This window comes from Eubacterium aggregans, from assembly GCF_900107815.1.
GTDB classification, from domain to species: Bacteria; Bacillota; Clostridia; order Eubacteriales; family Eubacteriaceae; genus Eubacterium_O; species Eubacterium_O aggregans.
This window is the reverse complement of the sequence record NZ_FNRK01000034.1, coordinates 1-20710: the sequence shown is the minus strand read 5'-3', so window position 1 is coordinate 20710 and position 20710 is coordinate 1. Positions and strand designations below refer to the sequence as shown.

The window sequence follows — 20710 nt, the reverse complement described above, 5'->3', positions numbered from 1 at the left end:
GCAATTTACAAGCACAGCCTTCCGAACCGCATTGGCTGCAAAGGGCGCAATCCAAAGTATGAGCAGTGTTGGTCGATGCTATGATAACGCCCGGATGGAGAGCTTTTTCGCAACGCTCAAGAAAGAAAAACTTTATCGTATTGATACGATGAAGATGACCCAGGAGATGGTCAAGACGATTATCTTTAGATATATCCAATACTATAATCATCGTCGGATTTACAGCACCAACGATGGTCTCCCGCCGCTCTCTAAGCGGGCACTTTACCACTGTACTGTTGCTGCATAATTCTCCTTGCCGATGGGACTAAACTTTTATTGACAATTCCAGAATGAGTAATAGCTCTTCTGTCTGAGGGGTAGCGCTAAAGCGCACGCAAGACAAATGGAATAAATACCTACTCTTCTGTCTGAGCGCCATCACTAAAGCTCCAGCACGCTAAACGGAATGAGTAACAGCTCTTCATTACAACATTATGAAAAACAAGTCCGAAATTTACTATTCACAGCCCAATCATTACGATAAACTAAGACCATAGTAAAGCTGACAAAGACGTCTGATGAATTCCATCAGAGGTCTATTTTTTTGAATTAAAATCGAGGAGGATCACATAATGGAACGAACAAACTATGCATCAGGAGCACCGCTGGAAGAAAAGGTCGGGTATTCTCGAATGGTCAAGGTCGGTCAGCTCATCATGGTCGGGGGCACCACTTCGGTACAGCCCGACGGCACCGTCTACGGCGAAGGCGACACCTACGCCCAGGCCCACTACATCTTTGACAAGCAGGTCAAGCTGCTGGAACAGGCCGGCGCCACCGCAGCCGATGTGGTATCCGTCAAGGCTTATCTCACCGACATGACCACATCTGCGGAAGTCAGCAAGGCCTACAGCGAATTCTTTCACGATGTCCGGCCCCTGTGTACCTTCGTGGGTACCTCAGCCCTTAATCGAGTGACCCAGCTCTGCGAAATCGAGCTGATGGCCATCTTAGCGGATTAGGGAAAGGATGGAAGCCATGAACCGAATTGCAAATCATCCCATCCTGGGAGAACCGGAGGCCCGGCGTCGGGTGACCTTCTCCTTTAATGGAAAGGCCATGGAGGGCTACGAAGGCGAACCCATCGCCATGGCTCTAAAGGCGGCGGGGGTCGTCATTCATCGCTACACCGCCAAGCGCCATGAGCCCCGGGGAATCTTCTGTGCCATTGGGCGCTGTACCGACTGCGTCATGGTAGTGGATGGGGTCCCCAATATCCGCACCTGCGTCACGCCCCTGGCAGAGGGCATGGATGTCCGCACCCAGGATGGCTGTGTGGCCAAGGAGACAGGAGGTCTGGCATGAAGCGATATGATCTCATTGTCATTGGGGCCGGTCCCTCCGGCTTATCCGCCGCCATCGAAGGGGCGAAGCGAGGGCTATCCGTTGCGGTGTTTGACGAGAACAGCCGCCCCGGCGGACAGCTCTTTAAGCAAATCCATAAGTTCTTCGGCTCCAAGGAGCACCATGCCAAGATCCGGGGCATCGACATCGGTGAGGCATTGCTCAAGGAAGCCGCTGAGGCTGGCGTCACCGTGTATCTGGACGCCACCGTGACGGGCATGTACCTGGATAAGGAAATCCTGGTACGTCAGCAGGAGGGCATGGTCCACTACAAGGCCAATGCCATCATCGTCGCCACGGGGGCGGCGGAGAACATGGTGCCCTTTGAGGGCTGGACCCTGCCGGGGGTCATCGGGGCTGGTGCGGCCCAGGCCATGATGAATCTCTACGGCATCCGCCCGGGGAATCGGGTGCTGATGCTGGGCAGCGGGAACGTGGGCCTGGTGGTCAGCTTCCAGCTTCTCCAGGCCGGCTGTGAGGTGGTGGCCCTGGTGGATGCCGCTCCCCGCATTGGGGGCTACGGCGTCCATGCGGCCAAGGTGGCCCGGACCGGGGTGCCCTTCTATCTCTCCCATACCATCACCCGGGTGGAGGGTCAGGACCAGGTGACCGGTGTGGTCATCTCCGAGGTGGATGCCTCCTTCGCCCCCATCCCGGGGAGCGAGAAACATCTGGATGCGGATACGGTCTGCATCGCGGTGGGGCTGTCGCCCATGTCCCAGCTCCTGAAAATGGCGGGTTGTGACACGGTGGACGATCCGGCCCGGGGCGGTCAGGTGCCCCTCATCGACGAGGAGGGCCAGACCTCTATCCCAGGGGTATTCGCCGCCGGGGATGTCTCGGGAATCGAGGAAGCCAGCTCCGCCATGATCGAAGGGCGGATGGCTGGTATCTGTGCCGCGGATTATCTGGGCTTCTGTCCTGAGGGTGAGAAGGACGCCGCCATGGTGCAGCTGGAATCCGATCTCGACCAGCTGCGCCAGGGGATGTTCGCCCCGGGGAGTCGGGGGAAGGCCATTACCACCACCGAGGAGGGCATCGCCATCTCCCAGAGTCTGCTGACCAGGGGTTATCTCGCGATAGATGAGGTGGACCGATTCCCGGGGGTGACCCATCAGCCGGGGATCCATCCGGTGATTGAATGCACCCAGAATATTCCCTGTAATCCCTGTCAGGATGCCTGCGTGAAGCATTGTATCGCCATTGGTGAGCGAATCACGGCGCTGCCGGCGGTGGACGAAAAGGCTAAGTGCACGGGCTGCGGCATGTGTGTGGCCTCCTGCTCCGGCCAGGCCATCTTCCTGGTGGATGAGGGCTATGCCCCTGGGATGGCGGCCATTACCCTGCCCTATGAGTTCACTCTGCTGCCTGCGGAAGGGGATGTGGGCGTGGCCCTGGGACGGGATGGTGGGGTGCTGTGCCCCGCCGAGATCGTCAAGGTGCGCACGGCCAAGGCCTTCGACCATACGGCCCTGGTGACCATGGCTGTGCCCTCGGCCTATGTCGACACGGCACGGTTTTATAAGAGCGATGATGCGGCAGTGACCGAAGTGGAAATGGAGGGTTAGCATGGAGGCTCAAAATCGAAATCGGGACATTGGTCCCTTCGTACCTGGCGCGGATGACGATCTGTTGATCTGCCGCTGTGAGGAAATCACCAAGGGTGAGATTCGCCGGGCGGTCCATGATGGCATCTATACCATGACGGAAATGCGGCGCTACCTGCGCAACGGCATGGGCCTCTGCCAGGGGCAGACTTGCGGTCGGCTGGTCAAGGGTATCATGGCCCGGGAGATGGGCGTCTCTCCGGCGTTACTGGAGCCGGGCACCAGCCGGGCGCCCATGCGCCCCGTGGAGATGGCGGTATTAGGCAATGAAATGGAGGCGGCAAAGTGAAAACCAAAGCAGAAATCATCATCGTCGGCGGTGGCATTATCGGTTGCGCCACGGCCTACTATCTGGCCAAGAAGGGCCTGACGGATATCATCGTCCTGGAGGGTAGCGCTAATATTGGCAACGGCGGTTCCTCCCGCAATGGCGGCGGGGTTCGTCAGTCCGGGCGGGATCCCCGGGAGCTGCCCATGGTGATGTGGGGCATCCAGAACCTCTGGCCGGGGCTGTCTGAGGCCCTGGGGGTGGATACGGAGTACACTCAGAAGGGCAACCTGCGCCTGGGCAAGACCGAGGACCATCTGAAGATTCTTCAGGGGCTGACGGATCGGGCCGTGGCCTGCGGGCTGGATGTGCGCATGATCGATGGGGGGGAGGTCCGCCAGATCAATCCCTATCTCTCGGAAGAGGTCATCGGCGCCAGCTGGTGCCCCACGGATGGTCATGCCAATCCCCTGACCACCACCTTGGGCTACTATACCAGGGCCCGGGCCATGGGTGTCACCTTCATCACCGGGGCGCCGGTGACGGCCCTTCGCACGGTGGGGGGCGCCCTGCGCCAGGTCATTACCCCGGATGCGGTCTACGAGGGGGACAAGGTCCTGGTGGCCTCGGGCTACGACAGCCGCCGCATCACGGCGTCGGTGGGCATCGATACCCCCATGCTCCCCCTGAAGATGGAGTGCCTGGTGACCGAGGCTCAGCCCCTGATGTTCGAGCAGATGCTGGGGACGGCGGAGGCGGACTTCTACGGCCATCAGAGCCATCACGGCTCCTTCGTATTCGGCGGCTCCACGGGGATGGAGGATTGTGCCAAGGATGATGGCACCCCCATCTCCACCAGCATCGGCGGGTCCTGCACCTGCCGGGGGATTATGAAATATTTCCCCGCCCTCTCCCAGGCCAAAATCGTGCGGACCTGGGCGGGCTGGATCGACCACTGCGCCGACGGCGTCCCCGTGCTGGGCCCCGTGACGGAAATCCCCGGCCTGTACCTGGCCTGCGCCTTCACCGGCCATGGCTTTGGCATCGGCCCCGCCGCAGCCTACACCCTGGCGGAGATGCTCATGGAGGAAACCACCACCATTGACACCGCGGCCTTCGCCTACGACCGCTTCCAGGCGAAGATTTAAAATGATCACAGTGCATAAAAAATGTAAATCAGGACCGTTTTTTACTAGTCAAAGTCCTTTCAGTATCGTATAATGTATACAAGATAAAAAACACGACGAAGACGTCTGAATTGGAACCCACCAATTCGGGCGTCTTTTTTCGTGTAAGCTAACAGAAGTATGAAGCCGCGACTGAGAAGATTCGTTAAAAGCTTGCTTTTATAAGAATCTTGTCAGTGGTGGATTCACAGGGCGCAGCCATGAACGAGTGCAGGTGCGAAGCACCGGAACGAGTGATACTTCATCCCCCCTCAATCAATACGGAAAGGACTCCCCCCTATGGAACACAGTCACCCCCCCAATCACGCCCTCAACGGCAGCGATCTGCTGATGCCCCGTCAGCCCCTGCTGGTGCTGGACGCCGAAACCTATGAATGGATGGAAATCATGGTGTGCGGCATCTCCCATTGCTACACCTTCGTGGTGAATGACACCATGTTGGACAAGGCCAGGGTGGTCCCCGACGGCTCCGTTGATCTGTTTATCAACTGCCGGCCCCAGGCTGCCAAGGCCCTGTTCTATGGCTCGCCCACCCGGGTGGCGGACATCGGGGAGTACATCGATGATCTGCAGGTGGGGGATGTCATCTTCGGGGTGCGTCTCCTTCCGGGGCAGGCCTGGTGGCCCGGTGGGCTGCCCATGACCGAGCTGACCGACGGCGGCTTAAGCCTGAGGGACTGCGGTATGGGCGACGAGCTGCTGGAGCGCCTGCTGGTCCAGGATACCTTCATCAACCGGGTGAAGGCCTTCATGGCCTACTACATGCCCCGTTACCAGGAGCGCTACATCGACAGCAACCAGACGGCCATCTGCCGCCAGGCGGTGCGGTGCATCACCGAGCATCGGGGGGCCCTGCCCATCGGGGATTTAAGCGAGGCGGTGGGCTACTCCAGCCGATACCTGGGGCGGGTGTTCCAGCAGGGGGTGGGGATGTCGCCGAAGAAGTTCTCGGAGATCATCCGCTTCCAGCAGGTGCTCACCGAGGTGCGCAGCGAACGGCGGCTGTCGGATATTTCCGGGGATCTGGAGTTCTTCGACCAGTCCCATCTGCTCAAGACCTTCAGGAAGTTTGCAGGGATGTCCCCCCAGACCTATAAGAAGGCGCTCATCCAGCGGGGCGGTACCCCCATGGAGCGCATCAATGGCGTTTAACACCCAATCAGCGGTGTTGACATATAAAAATTAAAATGGATTAATCAGGAGGTCCTTATGGAATGTTCAAGAGTTGAAATCATCACCAGCAATGCAAAAATCGAAACCCTTCGGTCGGCCATGGGCAGTTATGGCATCACCGGGATGACCGTTTTCCAGGTCATGGGCTGCGGCGTCCAGTATGGGACACCAGAATATGAATCCGAACAGCGGGCGGAGCCGACCCTGCTGCCCAAGCAGATGGTCATGCTCATTCTGCCCAAGGCAGATGTCCCCGGCTTTCTCAAATTTGTCAGTGAGGAGCTGTACACCGGCCACATCGGCGATGGCAAGATCTTCGTCTCCGATGTGGAGAACGTCATCCGGGTCCGCACCGGGGAAGAGGGCTACGATGCGCTGATCCCCCAGGCCCACTGACCCAGTCCCAGGACTGGCTGTATTCCGTAAAGAAGGTGGATTATGACAGAAAAGAAACTCGGTTTACCCAGTGTGATCGCCACTGGTGTGGGGCTCATCGTGGCCACCAGCTGCCTCCTCTCCCTGGGGATCGGCTCCTCGGCCATCGGTGTGACCTTCATCTGGTCCATGGTCATCGCCTGTATCCTTAACATCCTGTTCGCCCTGTCCGTTTCGGAGCTCAATGCCGTGATGCCCAACTTAACCGGTGGGCTGGCCCAGTACACCCTGGCCTGCATGGGGCCCTTCGTGACCATCGTCGTCATGGTGGGGGGCTACCTGGTGTGCAACACCATGATCGCCAGTGCAGAAACGGCGATGTTCGGCAATACCCTCAACAGCGTTTTCCCCGATGCGGGGATCTCCGGCAGTCTGTACTGCGTGATTCTCCTGGTCATCCTCATTGCCATCAACCTGCGGGGGGGTGGACATGTTCGCCAAGATCCAGAACGTGGTGGCCTACGGTCTGGTGGGCTCCCTGACCATCATGGGGCTTCTGGGCACCATCAAGGCGGCCCCGGGCACTCCGGTGGTCCAGCCCGCTGTGCTCTCCTCCAATTTCTTCGATGTGACCTCCCTGTGTGGGCTGGCCTTCTTCCTCTTCATTGGGTGTGAGTACGTCATCCCCATCGCCAACCAGGTGGATAATCCCAGAAAGAAGGTGCCCCTGGGCATGGTCATCGGCCTGGTGCTCATCCTGGTGATGCAGATCCTCATGGTCATCGGCTTTAAAAACTACACGCCCTGGGCGGAGCTGGGGGAAAGCACTGCCCCTCATGTCCTCTACGGCACCCTGCTGCTGGGGCCTGTGGGCACCTACTGGATGGCCCTGGTCTCGGTGCTGGCGGTGGTGAGCAGTGTCAATACCGTCATTTCCTCCCTGGCCTATATCGCCAAGGGGATGGCCAAAATCGGCCTGCTTCCGGCCTTCTTCATGAAGTCCAACCGCTACGGCGCCCCCTGGATTGGGATTCTCCTCTTCGGCGGCATTATCCTGATCATCAACGCCACGGGGCTGTCCACCTCCGGCTCCCTGTCCTTCCTCATCCTCACCGGGACGGTGTTCTGGATGGCAGCCTACATTATTTCCCACGTCAATGTTCTCATTCTGCGCAAGCGTCTGCCTAAGGCGCCCCGGACCTTTAAGGTACCCGGGGGACCGATTCTGCCTATTCTGGGGAGCATCGGCATCGCCTGGATGATCTGGAACATCGACGGTGATCCGGCGGTTCGCCTGAGTATCTACGGCGTCTGCGGCATTATCATGGCGGTCCTCATGGTTTTCGCCGTGGGCTGGGTCAAGGGTGTCATGAAAAAGCCCCTCTTCAAGCCCTATGCGGTGGAGGAGGTCATGGCCATGGAAAACGAGCTATACCCGGTGTACAACGACCCCAAAACCGGAAAGATGCGTCCGGCTTTGGAATATGAACCAAAATAACACATACTGTACAAAGATCGTTTAAGATAAAAGGAGAATGACAATGAGTTATCCACAGGTTGATTTTCTGTATTTAAATGAAGAAGATATGTTAAAGGCTGGCGTCGACGATGTGGTGGCCTGCACCGACTGCATGGAGGAGCTGCTGAAAATTCTGGATCAGGGGGACTATCGCATGGGCGGCGAGAATGGCAACTCCCACGGCTGCATGGTCACCTTCCCCGAGGAATCCGACTTCCCCAATATGCCCAAGGACGGCCCGGACCGCCGTTTCATGGCCATGCCCGCCTACGTGGGCGGCAAGTTTGACATCGCCGGGATGAAATGGTACGGCTCCAATGTGGACAATCGGGAGAAGGCCCTGCCCCGCTCCATCCTCATGGTCATGCTCAACGACAAGGAAACCGGCGCACCCCTTTCTCTGATGTCGGCCAATCTCTTAAGCTCCTATCGGACCTCCGCCATTCCAGGCGTCGGTGTGAAGAATCTGGCTGTGGAGGACGCCAAGGTCCTGGGAATCGTGGGGCCAGGAGTCATCAACACCACCACCGTGGAGACCTTCGCCAAGCTGCGCCCCACCCTGGACACCCTCAAGATTAAGGGGCGTGGTCAGGCGGCCATCGACCGCTGTATCGCCTATGTGAAGGAAAAATGCCCCCAGTTTACCAATATCATCGTGGTGGATACCTTAGAGGAATGCGTGAGGGATTCAGACATCCTCAGCTTCGCCACCTCCACCGCCATGGGGGATGGCCCCTCCGCCTATCCCCATGTGGAAACCGAGTGGATTAAGCCCGGCGCCCTCTTCTGTGTCCCCGGCGCCGCGGATTTTGACGATGATTTCATCGCCAAGGAAGACACCAAGCTGGTGGTGGATAATATCGCCCTCTACGAAGCCTGGGCAGAGGAATATCCCTATCCCACCTACAACACGGTGTACATCCCAGGGTGCAAATTTATGGACATGGTCCATGACAGCAAGCTTAAGAAGGACCGGATCGAGGATCTTGGGGCCATTCTCAATGGTAAAAAGCCTGGACGAAGGGATGATGACCAAGTTATCATCTATTCCATCGGCGGGATGCCCGTCGAGGATGTGGCTTGGGGGAAGGAAGTCTATGATCGGGCGATGGCCGAAGGCATCGGAAAGAAGCTGAATCTCTGGGATACGCCCTATCTTTATTAAACATTAAAAATAGAATAGCAAATGTCAAGAAATGCCGAAGGGATTAGATTATCAGCCCTTCGGCGTTTTGGCGTTAGAGGGACCTTAAAATGTACTTGAATAAATTACATATCTATTGACAAATCCTCGGAATTGCTTATAATTAAGGTAAGGCAAACAATGGAAGAACGAAATGATTGAAGTATGAAAGTGAGGTTGTTATGCAAATCTTAGATGTGACAGGCGCGAATTTTATGGAAGCCGTCCTGGAAGCGGACCGTCCGGTTTTGGTAGATTTTTGGGCCCTCTGGTGCGGCTATTGCCGCCGCTTGAGCCCCGTCATTGATATTGTGGCGAAGCAGATGGAGGGCAAGGTCGCCGTTGTCAAGGTCAATGTGGATGATGCTCCGGAATTGAAGGAACAATTCGGAGTAAAGATGATCCCCACCCTCATCCTCTTTAAGAACGGCGAACCCGGCCCCTTATCCGAGGCACCGAAATCCAAAGCGGATGTGGATGCTTGGCTTGCGTCCCAGGGAATTTAGGAGGTTGTTATGGCAGAAAAAATTTATGATGTCATCATTATTGGTGGCGGACCAGGTGGATATAGCGCCGCTTTATATTGTGCCAGAGCCTGTATGTCAACCCTAGTCCTTGAAAAGCTTTCGGCAGGTGGACAGATGGCAACAACGAGTCAGGTGGATAATTATCCTGGATTCGAAGACGGCGTAGATGGCTTTGATCTAGGTGAGAAGATGAAATTATCTGCCGAACGCTTCGGGGCTGAAACTGTTTTGGGTGAAGTCCGATTCCTCCAATTGAATGGATCCATTAAAACGGTGGTCAGCAGCGAAGGGACCTTTAAGAGCAAAACCGTCATTGTTGCCACTGGGGCCTCTCCCAGACAAATGGGGGTTGAGGGCGAAGAAGGCCTCATTGGACGAGGGGTTGCTTATTGTGCTACCTGTGATGGGATGTTTTATAAGGATCGCAATGTACTCGTAGTCGGTGGGGGAAACTCTGCTGTCGCCGATGCACTATTCCTCTCTAAAATTTGTAAGAGTGTTACCATCGTCCATCGTCGGGATTCCCTTCGGGCGACCAAGACCTACTTGAGACCCTTAGAACGGGCAGAAAATATCAAAATTTTGTGGGATTCTAAAATTTCCCATATTGATTATGGTGAGGTGGTCAATGGTGCAGAAATTGAAAATATTAAAACTGGGATCAAGAGTTATTTACCCTGTGATGGTATTTTCGTAGCCGTGGGACGCATCCCTAATACGGATTTGGTCAACGGTCAGATTGATTTGGATCCCCAGGGTTACATTGTGGCGGATGAGTCCACAAAGACCAATTTGCCTGGTGTTTACGCTGTAGGGGATGTTCGAACCAAGGCCCTTAGACAGATTATTACGGCTGCTGCTGACGGCGCAACAGCATCAAAATATATTGAAGATTATTTAGTTACCTTTGAATAAAGGATAAAATCCGTTTACGACGATAGATAGTTTTATTGTTTTAAAAAAGCTTTGTACCGGGGTGTACAGAGCTTTTTTAATGAAGGAAAGAGAGCATTTTTAGGAGAATTCTTAAAAATAAAAAGCTTGACAACGACGTAAAATCAGGCTATAATAAGAGTGTATTTAAGAGAGTATCAATTGATTTCACATATTTTTGTAAATCTTTTTATTTGCTTAAGTCAACCAACTAAGCAAAGAAGCTTTACAAAAATATGTGTTTTTTATTTTACGATTGAGGATATAAATTTTTTATAGGAGGTACCAACAATGAATAATGGTACAGTAAAATGGTTTAATGGTGACAAGGGTTTTGGTTTTATTTCTAGAGAAGATGGCGAAGATGTATTCGTACATTTTTCCGCAATCACTGGGAGTGGCTTTAAGACCCTAAACGAAGGGGACGCTGTTACTTTCGATATCGAAAAGGGACCACGCGGCCTGCAGGCAACGAACGTTTCCCGCGCATAGTCAATCGAGACTGTAAAAAAGGTCAGAGAAATCTGGCCTTTTTTTAATGCCGCTATTTTCTGTTTTGTCAGCATAAAAAAAATGGCTATTTCTAGCCATTTTTAAGTTTTTATTTATTTACCAGCTTCTTCAACCGCAACAGCGACAGAAACAGTGGCCCCAACCATGGGGTTATTCCCCATGCCAATGAGTCCCATCATTTCAACATGGGCAGGCACAGAGGAAGAACCGGCAAATTGGGCATCGGAGTGCATCCGGCCCATGGTGTCGGTCATTCCGTAGGAAGCTGGACCGGCAGCCATGTTATCGGGATGGAGGGTACGGCCTGTACCACCGCCAGAAGCGACTGAGAAGTACTTCTTGCCCTGATCGATACATTCCTTCTTATAGGTACCGGCAACGGGGTGCTGGAAGCGGGTGGGGTTGGTGGAGTTCCCGGTGATGGAGACATTGACCCCTTCCTTATGCATGATGGCCACACCTTCACGCACATCGTTGGCACCGTAGCAGTTCACGGCAGCACGTTCACCGTCAGAATAAGCGGTACGGCTGACTTCCTTTAATTCTCCGGTGTAGTAGTCATAGTCTGTTTTCACATAGGTAAAGCCATTAATCCGAGAGATAATTAAAGCAGCATCCTTGCCTAACCCGTTTAAGATAACCCGAAGGGGTTTCTGACGGACCTTGTTGGCAGAACGGGCGATCCCGATGGCCCCTTCAGCGGCAGCAAAGGATTCGTGACCTGCCAGGAAGGCAAAGCATTCAGTTTCTTCGGACAGCAGCATGGACCCAAGGTTACCGTGGCCTAAGCCAACCTTACGTTGTTCTGCAACGGAGCCAGGGATGGTGAAAGCCTGTAAGCCCTCTCCGATGATGGCTGCCGCTTCTGCAGCACTTTTAGCGCCTCTCTTGAAGGCTAGGGCGGCACCCAAAGTGTAAGCCCAGCAAGCGTTTTCGAAGCAGATGGGCTGGATGCTCTTGACAATTTCAGCCACATCGACACCCTGATCATCACAAATCTGCTTAGCTTCTTCCAGGGAAGCGATGCCGTTTTCGGCAAGGACCGTGTTAATTTTATCGATTCTTCTTTCGTAACTTTCAAATAATGCCATCGTTTAACCTCCTATTGTTCCCGTGGATCGATGTACTTGGCAGCACCATCGAATTGTCCGTATTGGCCAGAAGCGGCTTCGTAGGCTTCCTTGGGATCAACGCCCTTTTTGATGTTTTCCATCATTTTGCCCAGATGGACGAAGGAGTAACCGACGATTTCGTCATGATCATTGAGGGCCAGCTGTTTGATATAGCCTTCTGCCACTTCCAGGTAACGGGGTCCTTTATCCAGGGTTCCGTAGGTGGTCCCGGTTTGGCTTCTTAAGCCCTTACCCAGGTCTTCTAAACCAGCACCGACAGGCAGGCCATTTTCGGAGAAGGCAGTCTGGGTACGACCATAGGCGATCTGCAGGAATAATTCACGCATGGCACCATTGATGGCATCACAGACTAAGTCTGTATTTAAAGCTTCTAAAATGGTTTTACCGGGCAGGATTTCAGCGGCCATAGCGGCTGAGTGGGTCATACCGGAGCAGCCGATGGTTTCAATCAGCGCTTCCTGGATGATGCCTTCCTTGACATTCAAGGTCAGCTTACAGGTTCCCTGCTGTGGAGCACAGCCGCAGGTACCATGGGTAAGGCCTGAGATATCGGATACTTCCTTCGACTGAACCCACTGACCCTCTTCCGGGATCGGGGCGGCACCGTGATTCGCATTACTCGCGACACAGCACATGTTTTTTACTTCCTGAGAATATTCCATTCACAAAACTCCCTTCAAAATTTAACGATTATTGGTTGAATTTTTCTTCGCCCTCATTATAATATGAATCAAAGGAAAATAGAATGGTAATTTTTTGTGATTTCGAATTTTTTGTCCCGCTGGGACAAAAATGAAGCAAGGTAAAGGGAAACCCATGCTGAAATCTTATCTGTGCAGGTCAAAAACTTCAGTTGATGTCCCCGAAAAGATAGAGTAAAATATAGAGTATATTAGTATGCAATCAACCAATGAATGATGAGTCGAGGTGTTATGATGGAGTATACCCATAAATTCAGTTCCGGTGCCGTCCCCATGGAAAAGATGCTGGACGAATACCATACCTTAAGAAAAACCCGGGGGTATTGCAAGCGCTGCCCAAATTATGGCCAGTACTGGTCCTGCCCGGAATATGGCTTTAGTGAAACAATTTTTTTGAATGAGTTTAAATATATGATCCTCATTGGCCGGGAATATACCATTCCCAAAAGCGATCGTCAGAAAATCATTGGCATCAAGGCCTGTGGGGATTATTGTACGGAAGTCAATAATGTTATGAAGGTAGAATCCTGGAAGAGTCTGCTGGAGTTGGAGGAAAAAATTCCAGGGACCCTGACCCTAATGCCAGGGAACTGCCATATATGTGATTTGTCGGGAGAAGGCTGTGCCCGTCCCAAGGGTCAAAAATGCCGACATCCGGAATTAATGCGTTTTTCCCTGGAATCCCTGGGCTTCGATGTGGATGCCATTTGCAAATTTGAAATTGGCTTACTGCTCCAATGGCCCAGAGAAGGGCATTTACCGGAAAAACTCTCCACGGTCATGGCGGTGTTGACCAACAATAAGATTCCCCTGGATGTGATAAAAAGGCACTTTCCCGATGCCAAGCGCAGCTATTTAAAAGCTGGGGAAACCATCTTGGGTGGGGAAGATAAACCCAAAGCTAAGCGGCTGGAAAGCTGGCTGGATAATCAGGCCAACGAGCTGATGCAGCAGGAAATCGAGTCAGAGGACGCAAAAAAGCAAAGCTGGATTGGGTTTAAAAGTGAAGCCTTAGACAGCGGGGATTATGTGAAGGATCGTCCCTGGGCTGAGGGGGATGATGAATATCCCGATCCACCAGCAGAGGCTGCACCGGAAATGGAAGCCGTATCGGCAGAGCCGCCCAATCCGCAACGAGAGGTGTCCCACCCGGTATTTGATCCTACCGATGGCCCCTTAGTCGCTCCGGATGAGGAGGACGACAGCCAGTTCAAATGGCTGGGCTTTAAGCGATCGGCCGATGAAGCAGACGAGATGATGTACGCCCGGCCCATTCCAAAATTCAGCCTGTCAGAAGAGGAAAAGGCCGCCCAGGAGGCTGCAGAGCAAGGTGGCGATGTGCATACCCCAGAGGAATCTGTAGGGACTTCATCAACAACTGAGCAGGCCCAGGTGGAGCAGGCTCTCAAGGATTTTCAAAGTGAGGGAGTACAGACGAAGGCCCCAGGAGGGGCAGCTTCTGGAGCGATGGATAAAAAAGCCCAAATTCGGGATGAATTCGAGCGGGCACTTCGTGCTCAAATGGCGGATATGAGCGAGGCCGAGGCCGAAGCCTTTTTAGCGGCGAAGCTGGGCATTAGCATTGAACCGGAGGAAGCGGTCCCAGCTGCCCCGGCATCGCCTCAGCCAGCCCATGATCTGCCGGACGCATCGCCAGTACCAGCGGCACAAGCACCAGTGGTACCACGGCCGGAGCCGGAACTGGAACCGGAACCCATTGAGTTTTTAGATGCATCCAGTGTTAAGGATGTCCTAGGGGCTGCCTTAAGTATCGCCCAGGCCGTGGTAGCCGATGAGCCACCCGCACCGGAGGTGGTGGCCCCGGCAGAGCCAGAAGCACCAGTGCCTGCACCAGCGGCTCATCCAGAGCCATCACCTCAGCCAGAGGATATCACTCCAGAGGAAGAGGATGATTCAAAATACAAATGGTTGGGCTTTAAGGCAGATTTGCAGGAAGAAAGCGAGTCCCCTGAAAAGGGAGGTTGGAAGAAGGCGTACTAAATGAAAGCGCTCATTATCACTGATTATACCTATGATTTTGTGGCCGAAGATGGATGCTTGACCGCTGGGAAACCCGCCCAGGGCATCGATGGCGCCATCGCCCAGGCTGTAGGAGAGACCCTGGCAGAGGGCGGATTGGTTTTTGTGGTCAACGATCTCCACCTGGAAGGGGATCATACCCATCCGGAATCCCGACTCTTTCCGCCACACAATATAAAGGGGAGCCCCGGACGGCGGGTCTACGGCAGGACCGGGGCCCTTTTAGAGGCTAATGGGGAGCTTGTGGATCGGCAGATATTCTGGCTGGATAAGTTTCGATATTCCTGTTTTGAGGGAACCCCCTTAGATCAGTTGCTGCGCCAGTATGGGGTGGATAGCCTGGAAATTACCGGGGTGTGTACGGATATTTGTGTGCTGCACACCGCCATCAGTGCCTATAATTTAGGCTACCCCGTCACGGTACACGACAATCGGGTGGCCAGTTTTAACGCCTTGGGGCACACCTGGGCCCTGGCACATTTTAAAGAAACATTGGGATTCAACGTGGTAAAAGAGGAGGAAGCGTGATGTACTATTCGGCAGATATTGGAGTCATTGGGGGGTCTGGTTTGTACGAGTTGGGCGGTGACGTCCGACGCATCGATGTTGACACACCCTACGGGAAGCCTTCGGATGCGGTCAGCCTGGTGAGTGTGGGGGGAAAGACCGTTGCTTTCTTGCCTCGCCATGGGAAAGGGCATACCCTAAGCCCCAGTGAAATCAACTATCGGGCCAATATTGATGTCTTTTCACAGCTTGGGGTCAAAGCATTGATCTCGCCCTGCTGTGTGGGTTCCCTTCGGGAGGACTTTAAACCCGGGGATTTCGTGGTGACGGATCAATACATCAATATGACCGCTGGGCGGAAGGATACCTTTTTCCAAAGCCCCAAGGTGGTCCATCTCAGCGCCGCAGACCCCTACGATCAAAGGCTTCGGAGCTATGCCATTGAGGAGGCTCAAAAGCTGGGAATTACCGTCCACGACGGCGGAACCACTGTGGTGGTGAACGGCCCCCGGTTCTCCACCCGGGCAGAAAGCCGGATGTACGCCGGCTTTGGGGCGGATATTATCAATATGACCCAGTATCCCGAAGCTTATCTCTGCATGGAAAAGGCAATTCCAGTGATCAATGTGGCCCTGGTTACCGATTATGATGCGGGTTTAAAGGATAAGCCTGGGATTCCTCCGGTGACCGAGGAGCAGGTACTCAAGGTGTTGGCGGAGAACAATGAAAAGGTGAAAGCCCTCATCTTCCGTATGATTGAACGAATCGGGAGGAAGTAAATGCGACCCGTTTATTTTGAAGATGGTGCGCTAAAGCTCATAGATCAAACCCTTCTGCCAACGGAGGAAGTCATCCGAAGCTATACCGATTATCGGGCGGTGGGGGAGGCCATTGTCACCATGGTCGTTCGTGGGGCCCCAGCTATTGGGGTCACCGCTGGATACGCCGTTGCCCTGGCGGCCAGAGAGTTCGCCTCACTACCCAGGGACGCATTTTTATCCGAAATGGATGGAGCCATGGCTTATCTCCGGGGCACTCGTCCTACGGCAGTCAATCTCTTTTGGGCCATCGATCGAATGGACGCAGCCTTAAAGGATTGTGGGGATGGAACACCAGAGGCGGTGGCAAAAGCCCTTATGGCAGAGGCTGATGCCATTTGTGCCGAAGACATTGCTATGTGCCGGGCCATGGGAGCCCATGGTGCTAAGCTGATCCATCGAGGGGATACCATTTTGACCCATTGCAATGCAGGTGCCCTAGCTACCGCCGATTATGGAACCGCCCTGGGTGTTATTCGGGCAGCCTGGGAAGACGGAAAGAACATTTCCGTTTATGCTGATGAGACGCGTCCCCTCCTTCAGGGGGCCCGGCTCACCGCCTACGAGCTTCATAAGGATGGGATTCCCGTCACCTTGATTACCGATAATATGGCAGGCTGGATGATGAAGCAGGGCAAAATCGACTGTGTCATCGTCGGAGCAGACCGCATCGCCCGCAATGGTGATGTGGCCAATAAAATCGGAACTTACTCGGTGTCGGTGCTGGCTAAGGCCCATGGTATTCCCATGTATGTGGCTGCGCCCACCTCCACCATTGATTTTGATATGTGGAGTGGGGAGGACATCGTCATCGAAAATCGGGACCCTCTGGAAATCAGCGTCATTAAAGGACAGCGCATTGCGCCAAAGGGAGTGGCTCGGGAGAATCCAGCCTTCGATGTGACCCCCCATCAAAATGTGACCGCCATTATCACCGAAAAGGGCGTGGTGTACCCCCCTTATGATATCCATATTCCGGAGCTAAACCATGCGATATAGCATTTTTTCGTGGTTTGGATATTTTCAGCCCTTTCAGGAACGCCTGGACATCATTAAAGAAGCCGGATTCGATGAGGTGATGCTTTCCTGGGAGGATGAATTTGAACCAGTCCGTATCCCAAAGGAGTCCATGCCTGACATGGTCAGGACGCTGGGTCTGGAGATTACCAACTTCCATGCCCCCTTTATGGGCTATAATGAGATATGGGAAAAGAATGCCAGGGAATCGAAGCCCCTCTTAGATCGGCTTTGTGGCTTTGTGGCAGATTGCAGGCGTTTTAATGTCCCTGCCCTAGTTGTCCATACCAATGATTTGGATTTGGGTCCCTTTAAGATGGAAAACGGCCTCCGCTTCTTTAGCACTTTGGCCGAGGCAGGCGAAAAATATGGGGTGGATATTGCGGTAGAAAATGTATCCCGCCAGTATCTGCTCACCTGGCTGCTGGACCACATTCAGACTGAGCATTTTGGCATGTGCTACGACTCCTCCCATGACTATATGCTTCACTGTGGTCGCGGGCATCTGCTGAATACCTTTGGAGAGCGTATGAAGGCCATGCATCTATCGGATAATGATGGACACCTGGATCGTCATTGGATTCCTGGGGAAGGGAACATCCCCTTTCATCAGATTGTCCCGAAGATTCAAGACGTGGGGATGGATACCCTATCCTTCGAAGTGAATGCCGATTGGTATTGGCGGAGTCAGAGCCCCCTTGCCTTTTGTCAAAAGGTTCGCCACAGTCTGGACCCCATTGTGAAAGAAAAATCCGGGAAACCCGGCAATATCGTATCCGTCGCAGCAGCCATCATCCAGGATGGAGATGGACATATTTTAATCTGCCGGCGGGGGCCAGGGGGAAGCTGTGGAAATCTCTGGGAATTTCCAGGAGGGAAAATGGAGCCAGGTGAAACGGTGAAAGAATGCCTAGTCCGGGAATGTCAGGAGGAGCTTGACATCAAAATCTGCTGTGGCGAGGTATACGATCATGCCAGTTATACCTACCCCGATCAAAGGGTATCCCTCACCTTTATCACAGCAAAAATTATCAGTGGAACACCGAGCATGAAGGTTCACCAGGATATGCGCTGGGTCCGGCCAGAGGAAATGCTCGACTACCCCTTCTGTCCAGGGGATGAGGCCGTAATCCGACACATGATATCTTAAAATTCCTTAAAATAAAAAAATCAGCACCAAAAGCCTTGCTTTTTGAGCAAGAGGGGTATACCATATAGATGTCAATCGTTTGGGGTTTTTCCCGAACATTTTCATTTCTTTTCCTTATTTTAGCCGGTAGCAGAGATGTTGCCGGCCCTTTTTTTGCGCGGAAGCTAACAAAAGTATAGAAATAGAACCGGTGCAGCCTGTTAAAAACTTGCTTTTAAAAAGGCTTTAGCGGTTCTATTTCTACACGGCACAGCCGTGAATGAGTGAAGCGAAGCGGAACGAATGTCTACTTTGAAAGCTAACAGAAGCGGAACGAATATCTACTTCATCCCAGTTAAAGCAAAACCCCCGCAAACCCTCTTTAAAAACTAATACTGGATATTAAAAAAACCACCGCCCCGTTTGAGGGCGGTGGTTTTTGAATATCCAGCTACACGACTTACTTATTCTTCCCCGAGATACCAAGTCCCTAAAGCATCAGCAGCCATAATGGCGGCATAGACGCTGTCGGCGGTTACTTCGGTAGGCATGTTATAGATGGTTTCACCTTCAGCGGTTGAAGCTTCGGCAACAGCCATAATCTTTTCCGGGGTGGCATCCGTGCAGCCCAGTTCCTTTAAGGTCACAGGCAGACCGAGGGACACACAGAATTCCAGAACCTCTTCCAGGTCTTCGTCAGAGCGATTTTCCATGATCATCTGAGCTAAGGTTCCAAAGGCAACCTTTTCGCCATGGTACATTTCATGACATTCCGGTAAAACGGTCAGACCATTGTGAATGGCGTGGGCTGCGGCCAGTCCGCCACTTTCAAAACCAACACCACTTAAGTAGGTATTGGCTTCAATAACATTTTCTACTGCCGCACTGCAAACACCGCGTTCCAAGGCAAGTTTAGCTTTCAGTCCATCAGCGATTAGGATATCGTAACATAGACGGGCTAGTTTAAGGGCGGAGTTAGTGACATGTCCACCGGACATTACCAGAGAATTGGAATCATAGGTTGCCTGAGCTTCGAAATAAGTTGCCAGGGCATCCCCCATACCTGCGACAAAGAGACGGGCAGGAGCGGCCTTGATAATATCCGTATCCATAATGACGATTTCTGGATTTTTTGGCAAAACTAAATAGGATTCAAAGACACCATCATCGGTGTATATCACAGAAAGGGCAGAGCAAGGAGCATCAGTGGATGCGATAGACGGTGCAATGATTACGGGGAGACCTTCATAATGGGCAACTGCTTTTGCAGTATCCAGGGTTTTTCCTCCGCCGACACCGACCACGACCTTCAGATCGTTTTCTTGTACCAGTTTACGCAGACGATTAATTTCGGTTTGAGAGCATTCGCCACCAAATTTTTCAGAGACGTATTTGACACCAGCTGTCTCAAAATCTGCTTTTAACCCATCGTTACGGGTACGCATCATCGTGCCGCTGAGAACGACTAGGGCAGCATCACCAAAGTTTTTGACCCGTTGGGGCAGCTTTGCAATTTCACCAGCACCTTGAATGTACATACCGGGAGATTGAATGATTTTTTCCATGAGAAGCCTCCTAATATTTTATATCTTTATTATATAACTTTTTGAAAAGGAAAGATAGACTTTAATTGGTATTTAACAAACACATTTAACAAAAGAAGGTGTTTAAAAAATTTGTGATTAGAGAGGTGCGTTTTTCGTGTTTGCGTAAAATAATGGCGCGTTCAATGGGGGGGAGCTGAAAGGAGGTCATCAGGGAGATCAGAGACTTCTGTTCCAGTTTTGCGGTGACAAGGTGGTGTAAGGTTATTCCAATACCACAGCCATGCAGCACATAGTCCTCCACAAGATCGGTGGTTCCGACTTCCATCAAAGAGCAAGGCTCAATATTTTGTTGACCCATCAGCGTATAGAGATAATGAGCAGCAGAGGTGTTATTATAAGAATAAATAATGGGATGTTCAATCAAATCCGCAAGATCAAAAGTTGTTGAGTCTGGATGAATATATTCTGGACTGGCGATGAAAACTCCTTTGTAGGAGCCGAGGGGTAAAGTATCGAGATCTGGAAAATGCTCCTGGGGGAAAATAGTAAAGCCCAAATCGACGGTTCCCTGGCGGACCATTTCAGTCACTTGGTCAGGTGTTCCTTGCTTAAGGGTAAGGGGATGTGTTGGAAATTCTCGAATAAAATGATGGAGTTTTGGCCCCAAAAGATATCGAATCGCCAAGTCATCCGCCGCAATGCGCAGCATATCCGATTTGGGAAAACGTAAACTTTGGAGTTGGCTTTCTCCTAAGGCAATTTCCTCATAAGCGATGGCAATATGGGAGTAAAGTAATTCGCCCTCTGGGGTAAGGGTCATTCCCGTAGAATGCCGAATAAATAAGGGACAACCCAGCTCTTTTTCCAGCTGTGCAATGGATTTGCTGACCGCAGGCTGGGAGATATAGAGCTTATGGGCGGCCATGGTAATGCTGCCTTGTTTGGCAACATTGTAGAAAACTTTATAATGTTCATAATTAATATTCATTTCAATTTACCTCACTAACTTAATAGAATATACGAAATGAATCAAAAATGCAATATCAGATCAAACTTGAGTTTTCGTAGTTTTATCCACAAACCCCTTGTTTCACTGGTAATGCAATGAACAACTTTCAGAAAATGCCCAAAATATAAGGAATCACCA

Annotated in this window: 22 protein-coding genes; 18 read left to right on the top strand and 4 right to left on the bottom strand. The window is 52.5% G+C overall.

The features are described from left to right. From BLW33_RS13020 to BLW33_RS12955, 13 genes are all read left to right on the top strand, one after another. Positions 1-289: integrase core domain-containing protein (locus BLW33_RS13020; protein ID WP_143032649.1), on the top strand; the 289-nt coding region annotated here is incomplete at its 5' end. Between the two features lie 325 nt (positions 290-614). After that, positions 615-1004, top strand: a complete 390-nt coding sequence (locus tag BLW33_RS13015) for a Rid family hydrolase (protein ID WP_090309681.1) — start codon at positions 615-617, stop codon at positions 1002-1004. Positions 1005-1020: 16 nt separating this feature from the next. Continuing rightward, positions 1021-1347 carry a (2Fe-2S)-binding protein gene (locus tag BLW33_RS13010; protein ID WP_090309678.1) on the top strand — a complete coding sequence of 109 codons (327 nt, stop codon included), beginning with the start codon at positions 1021-1023 and terminating at the stop codon, positions 1345-1347. Continuing rightward, the gene (locus BLW33_RS13005; protein ID WP_090309675.1) at positions 1344-2954 is read left to right on the top strand and encodes an FAD-dependent oxidoreductase; all 1611 of its coding nucleotides are present in this window, start codon (positions 1344-1346) and stop codon (positions 2952-2954) included. The genes BLW33_RS13010 and BLW33_RS13005 overlap by 4 nt, the downstream gene beginning before the upstream one ends. A 1-nt stretch (position 2955) precedes the next feature. Beyond that, positions 2956-3282: a (2Fe-2S)-binding protein gene (locus tag BLW33_RS13000; protein ID WP_090309672.1), complete on the top strand. Its 327-nt coding sequence runs from the start codon at positions 2956-2958 to the stop codon at positions 3280-3282. Then, on the top strand, positions 3279-4409 hold the full coding sequence (locus BLW33_RS12995; RefSeq protein WP_090309669.1) for an NAD(P)/FAD-dependent oxidoreductase: 1131 nt from the start codon (positions 3279-3281) through the stop codon (positions 4407-4409). Before BLW33_RS13000 ends, BLW33_RS12995 begins: the two co-directional genes overlap by 4 nt. Before the next feature lie 318 nt (positions 4410-4727). Then, positions 4728-5600 carry a helix-turn-helix domain-containing protein gene (locus BLW33_RS12990; protein ID WP_090309666.1) on the top strand — a complete coding sequence of 291 codons (873 nt, stop codon included), beginning with the start codon at positions 4728-4730 and terminating at the stop codon, positions 5598-5600. A 57-nt stretch (positions 5601-5657) separates the two neighbouring features. After that, the gene (locus BLW33_RS12985) at positions 5658-6017 is read left to right on the top strand and encodes a P-II family nitrogen regulator (protein WP_090309663.1); all 360 of its coding nucleotides are present in this window, start codon (positions 5658-5660) and stop codon (positions 6015-6017) included. Between the two features lie 469 nt (positions 6018-6486). Continuing rightward, the gene (locus BLW33_RS12970) at positions 6487-7494 is read left to right on the top strand and encodes an APC family permease (RefSeq protein WP_090309654.1); all 1008 of its coding nucleotides are present in this window, start codon (positions 6487-6489) and stop codon (positions 7492-7494) included. Positions 7495-7537: 43 nt separating this feature from the next. After that, entirely contained in the window at positions 7538-8680 is a 1143-nt protein-coding gene (locus tag BLW33_RS12965; protein ID WP_090309652.1) for a tyramine oxidase subunit B, read from the top strand. Positions 8681-8880: 200 nt separating this feature from the next. Further along, complete coding sequence (gene trxA / locus BLW33_RS14420) at positions 8881-9204, top strand: thioredoxin (RefSeq protein WP_242911683.1); 324 nt, start codon at positions 8881-8883, stop codon at positions 9202-9204. Positions 9205-9213: 9 nt separating this feature from the next. Then, positions 9214-10140 (top strand): thioredoxin-disulfide reductase, encoded by a 927-nt coding sequence (gene trxB / locus BLW33_RS12960; RefSeq protein WP_242911682.1) that lies wholly within the window; start codon positions 9214-9216, stop codon positions 10138-10140. A 309-nt stretch (positions 10141-10449) separates the two neighbouring features. Further along, the gene (locus tag BLW33_RS12955; protein ID WP_090309649.1) at positions 10450-10650 is read left to right on the top strand and encodes a cold-shock protein; all 201 of its coding nucleotides are present in this window, start codon (positions 10450-10452) and stop codon (positions 10648-10650) included. Positions 10651-10763: 113 nt separating this feature from the next. Here BLW33_RS12955 and BLW33_RS12950 read toward each other — a convergent pair whose 3' ends face one another. Together BLW33_RS12950 and BLW33_RS12945 are read right to left on the bottom strand one after the other, a co-directional pair. Continuing rightward, on the bottom strand, positions 10764-11762 hold the full coding sequence (locus BLW33_RS12950; RefSeq protein ID WP_090309646.1) for a GGGtGRT protein: 999 nt from the start codon (positions 11760-11762) through the stop codon (positions 10764-10766). An 11-nt stretch (positions 11763-11773) separates the two neighbouring features. Continuing rightward, entirely contained in the window at positions 11774-12466 is a 693-nt protein-coding gene (locus BLW33_RS12945; RefSeq protein ID WP_090245877.1) for an iron-sulfur cluster assembly scaffold protein, read from the bottom strand. Between the two features lie 252 nt (positions 12467-12718). On the opposite strand from BLW33_RS12945, the gene BLW33_RS12940 reads away from it, so the two are divergent. Genes BLW33_RS12940 through BLW33_RS14415 form a run of 5 tightly spaced genes read left to right on the top strand, consistent with a single transcriptional unit; the run spans position 12719 to position 18037 of the window. Beyond that, complete coding sequence (locus BLW33_RS12940) at positions 12719-14506, top strand: DUF2284 domain-containing protein (protein WP_090309643.1); 1788 nt, start codon at positions 12719-12721, stop codon at positions 14504-14506. Continuing rightward, complete coding sequence (locus tag BLW33_RS12935; protein WP_090309640.1) at positions 14507-15073, top strand: cysteine hydrolase family protein; 567 nt, start codon at positions 14507-14509, stop codon at positions 15071-15073. Then, positions 15073-15831: an S-methyl-5'-thioadenosine phosphorylase gene (gene mtnP / locus BLW33_RS12930; protein WP_090309638.1), complete on the top strand. Its 759-nt coding sequence runs from the start codon at positions 15073-15075 to the stop codon at positions 15829-15831. The genes BLW33_RS12935 and mtnP overlap by 1 nt, the downstream gene beginning before the upstream one ends. Then, complete coding sequence (mtnA, locus tag BLW33_RS12925) at positions 15832-16869, top strand: S-methyl-5-thioribose-1-phosphate isomerase (RefSeq protein ID WP_090309636.1); 1038 nt, start codon at positions 15832-15834, stop codon at positions 16867-16869. Next, complete coding sequence (locus BLW33_RS14415) at positions 16859-18037, top strand: NUDIX domain-containing protein (protein WP_242911681.1); 1179 nt, start codon at positions 16859-16861, stop codon at positions 18035-18037. Before mtnA ends, BLW33_RS14415 begins: the two co-directional genes overlap by 11 nt. Before the next feature lie 443 nt (positions 18038-18480). Here the strand turns inward: BLW33_RS14415 and BLW33_RS12915 are convergent, their stop codons facing one another. Both BLW33_RS12915 and BLW33_RS12910 read right to left on the bottom strand, forming a co-directional pair. Beyond that, the gene (locus BLW33_RS12915) at positions 18481-19581 is read right to left on the bottom strand and encodes a glycerol dehydrogenase (RefSeq protein ID WP_090309633.1); all 1101 of its coding nucleotides are present in this window, start codon (positions 19579-19581) and stop codon (positions 18481-18483) included. Positions 19582-19666: 85 nt separating this feature from the next. Further along, a complete protein-coding gene (locus tag BLW33_RS12910) occupies positions 19667-20551 on the bottom strand; it encodes a LysR family transcriptional regulator (RefSeq protein ID WP_090309629.1) in 885 nt (294 codons plus the stop codon). Positions 20552-20710: the final 159 nt, after the last annotated feature.

Coding starts and splice junctions, on each gene's coding strand:
- trxB (WP_242911682.1), top strand. CDS start 9,214: ATGGCAGAAAAAATTTATGATGTCATCATTATTGGTGGCGGACCAGGT.
- BLW33_RS13010 (WP_090309678.1), top strand. CDS start 1,021: ATGAACCGAATTGCAAATCATCCCATCCTGGGAGAACCGGAGGCCCGG.
- BLW33_RS12955 (WP_090309649.1), top strand. CDS start 10,450: ATGAATAATGGTACAGTAAAATGGTTTAATGGTGACAAGGGTTTTGGT.
- BLW33_RS12910 (WP_090309629.1), bottom strand. CDS start 20,551: ATGAATATTAATTATGAACATTATAAAGTTTTCTACAATGTTGCCAAA.
- BLW33_RS12990 (WP_090309666.1), top strand. CDS start 4,728: ATGGAACACAGTCACCCCCCCAATCACGCCCTCAACGGCAGCGATCTG.
- BLW33_RS13015 (WP_090309681.1), top strand. CDS start 615: ATGGAACGAACAAACTATGCATCAGGAGCACCGCTGGAAGAAAAGGTC.
- BLW33_RS12940 (WP_090309643.1), top strand. CDS start 12,719: ATGATGAGTCGAGGTGTTATGATGGAGTATACCCATAAATTCAGTTCC.
- trxA (WP_242911683.1), top strand. CDS start 8,881: ATGCAAATCTTAGATGTGACAGGCGCGAATTTTATGGAAGCCGTCCTG.
- BLW33_RS12950 (WP_090309646.1), bottom strand. CDS start 11,762: ATGGCATTATTTGAAAGTTACGAAAGAAGAATCGATAAAATTAACACG.
- BLW33_RS12945 (WP_090245877.1), bottom strand. CDS start 12,466: ATGGAATATTCTCAGGAAGTAAAAAACATGTGCTGTGTCGCGAGTAAT.
- BLW33_RS12935 (WP_090309640.1), top strand. CDS start 14,507: ATGAAAGCGCTCATTATCACTGATTATACCTATGATTTTGTGGCCGAA.
- mtnP (WP_090309638.1), top strand. CDS start 15,073: ATGTACTATTCGGCAGATATTGGAGTCATTGGGGGGTCTGGTTTGTAC.
- BLW33_RS14415 (WP_242911681.1), top strand. CDS start 16,859: ATGCGATATAGCATTTTTTCGTGGTTTGGATATTTTCAGCCCTTTCAG.
- BLW33_RS12970 (WP_090309654.1), top strand. CDS start 6,487: ATGTTCGCCAAGATCCAGAACGTGGTGGCCTACGGTCTGGTGGGCTCC.
- mtnA (WP_090309636.1), top strand. CDS start 15,832: ATGCGACCCGTTTATTTTGAAGATGGTGCGCTAAAGCTCATAGATCAA.
- BLW33_RS12985 (WP_090309663.1), top strand. CDS start 5,658: ATGGAATGTTCAAGAGTTGAAATCATCACCAGCAATGCAAAAATCGAA.
- BLW33_RS13005 (WP_090309675.1), top strand. CDS start 1,344: ATGAAGCGATATGATCTCATTGTCATTGGGGCCGGTCCCTCCGGCTTA.
- BLW33_RS12915 (WP_090309633.1), bottom strand. CDS start 19,581: ATGGAAAAAATCATTCAATCTCCCGGTATGTACATTCAAGGTGCTGGT.
- BLW33_RS12965 (WP_090309652.1), top strand. CDS start 7,538: ATGAGTTATCCACAGGTTGATTTTCTGTATTTAAATGAAGAAGATATG.
- BLW33_RS13000 (WP_090309672.1), top strand. CDS start 2,956: ATGGAGGCTCAAAATCGAAATCGGGACATTGGTCCCTTCGTACCTGGC.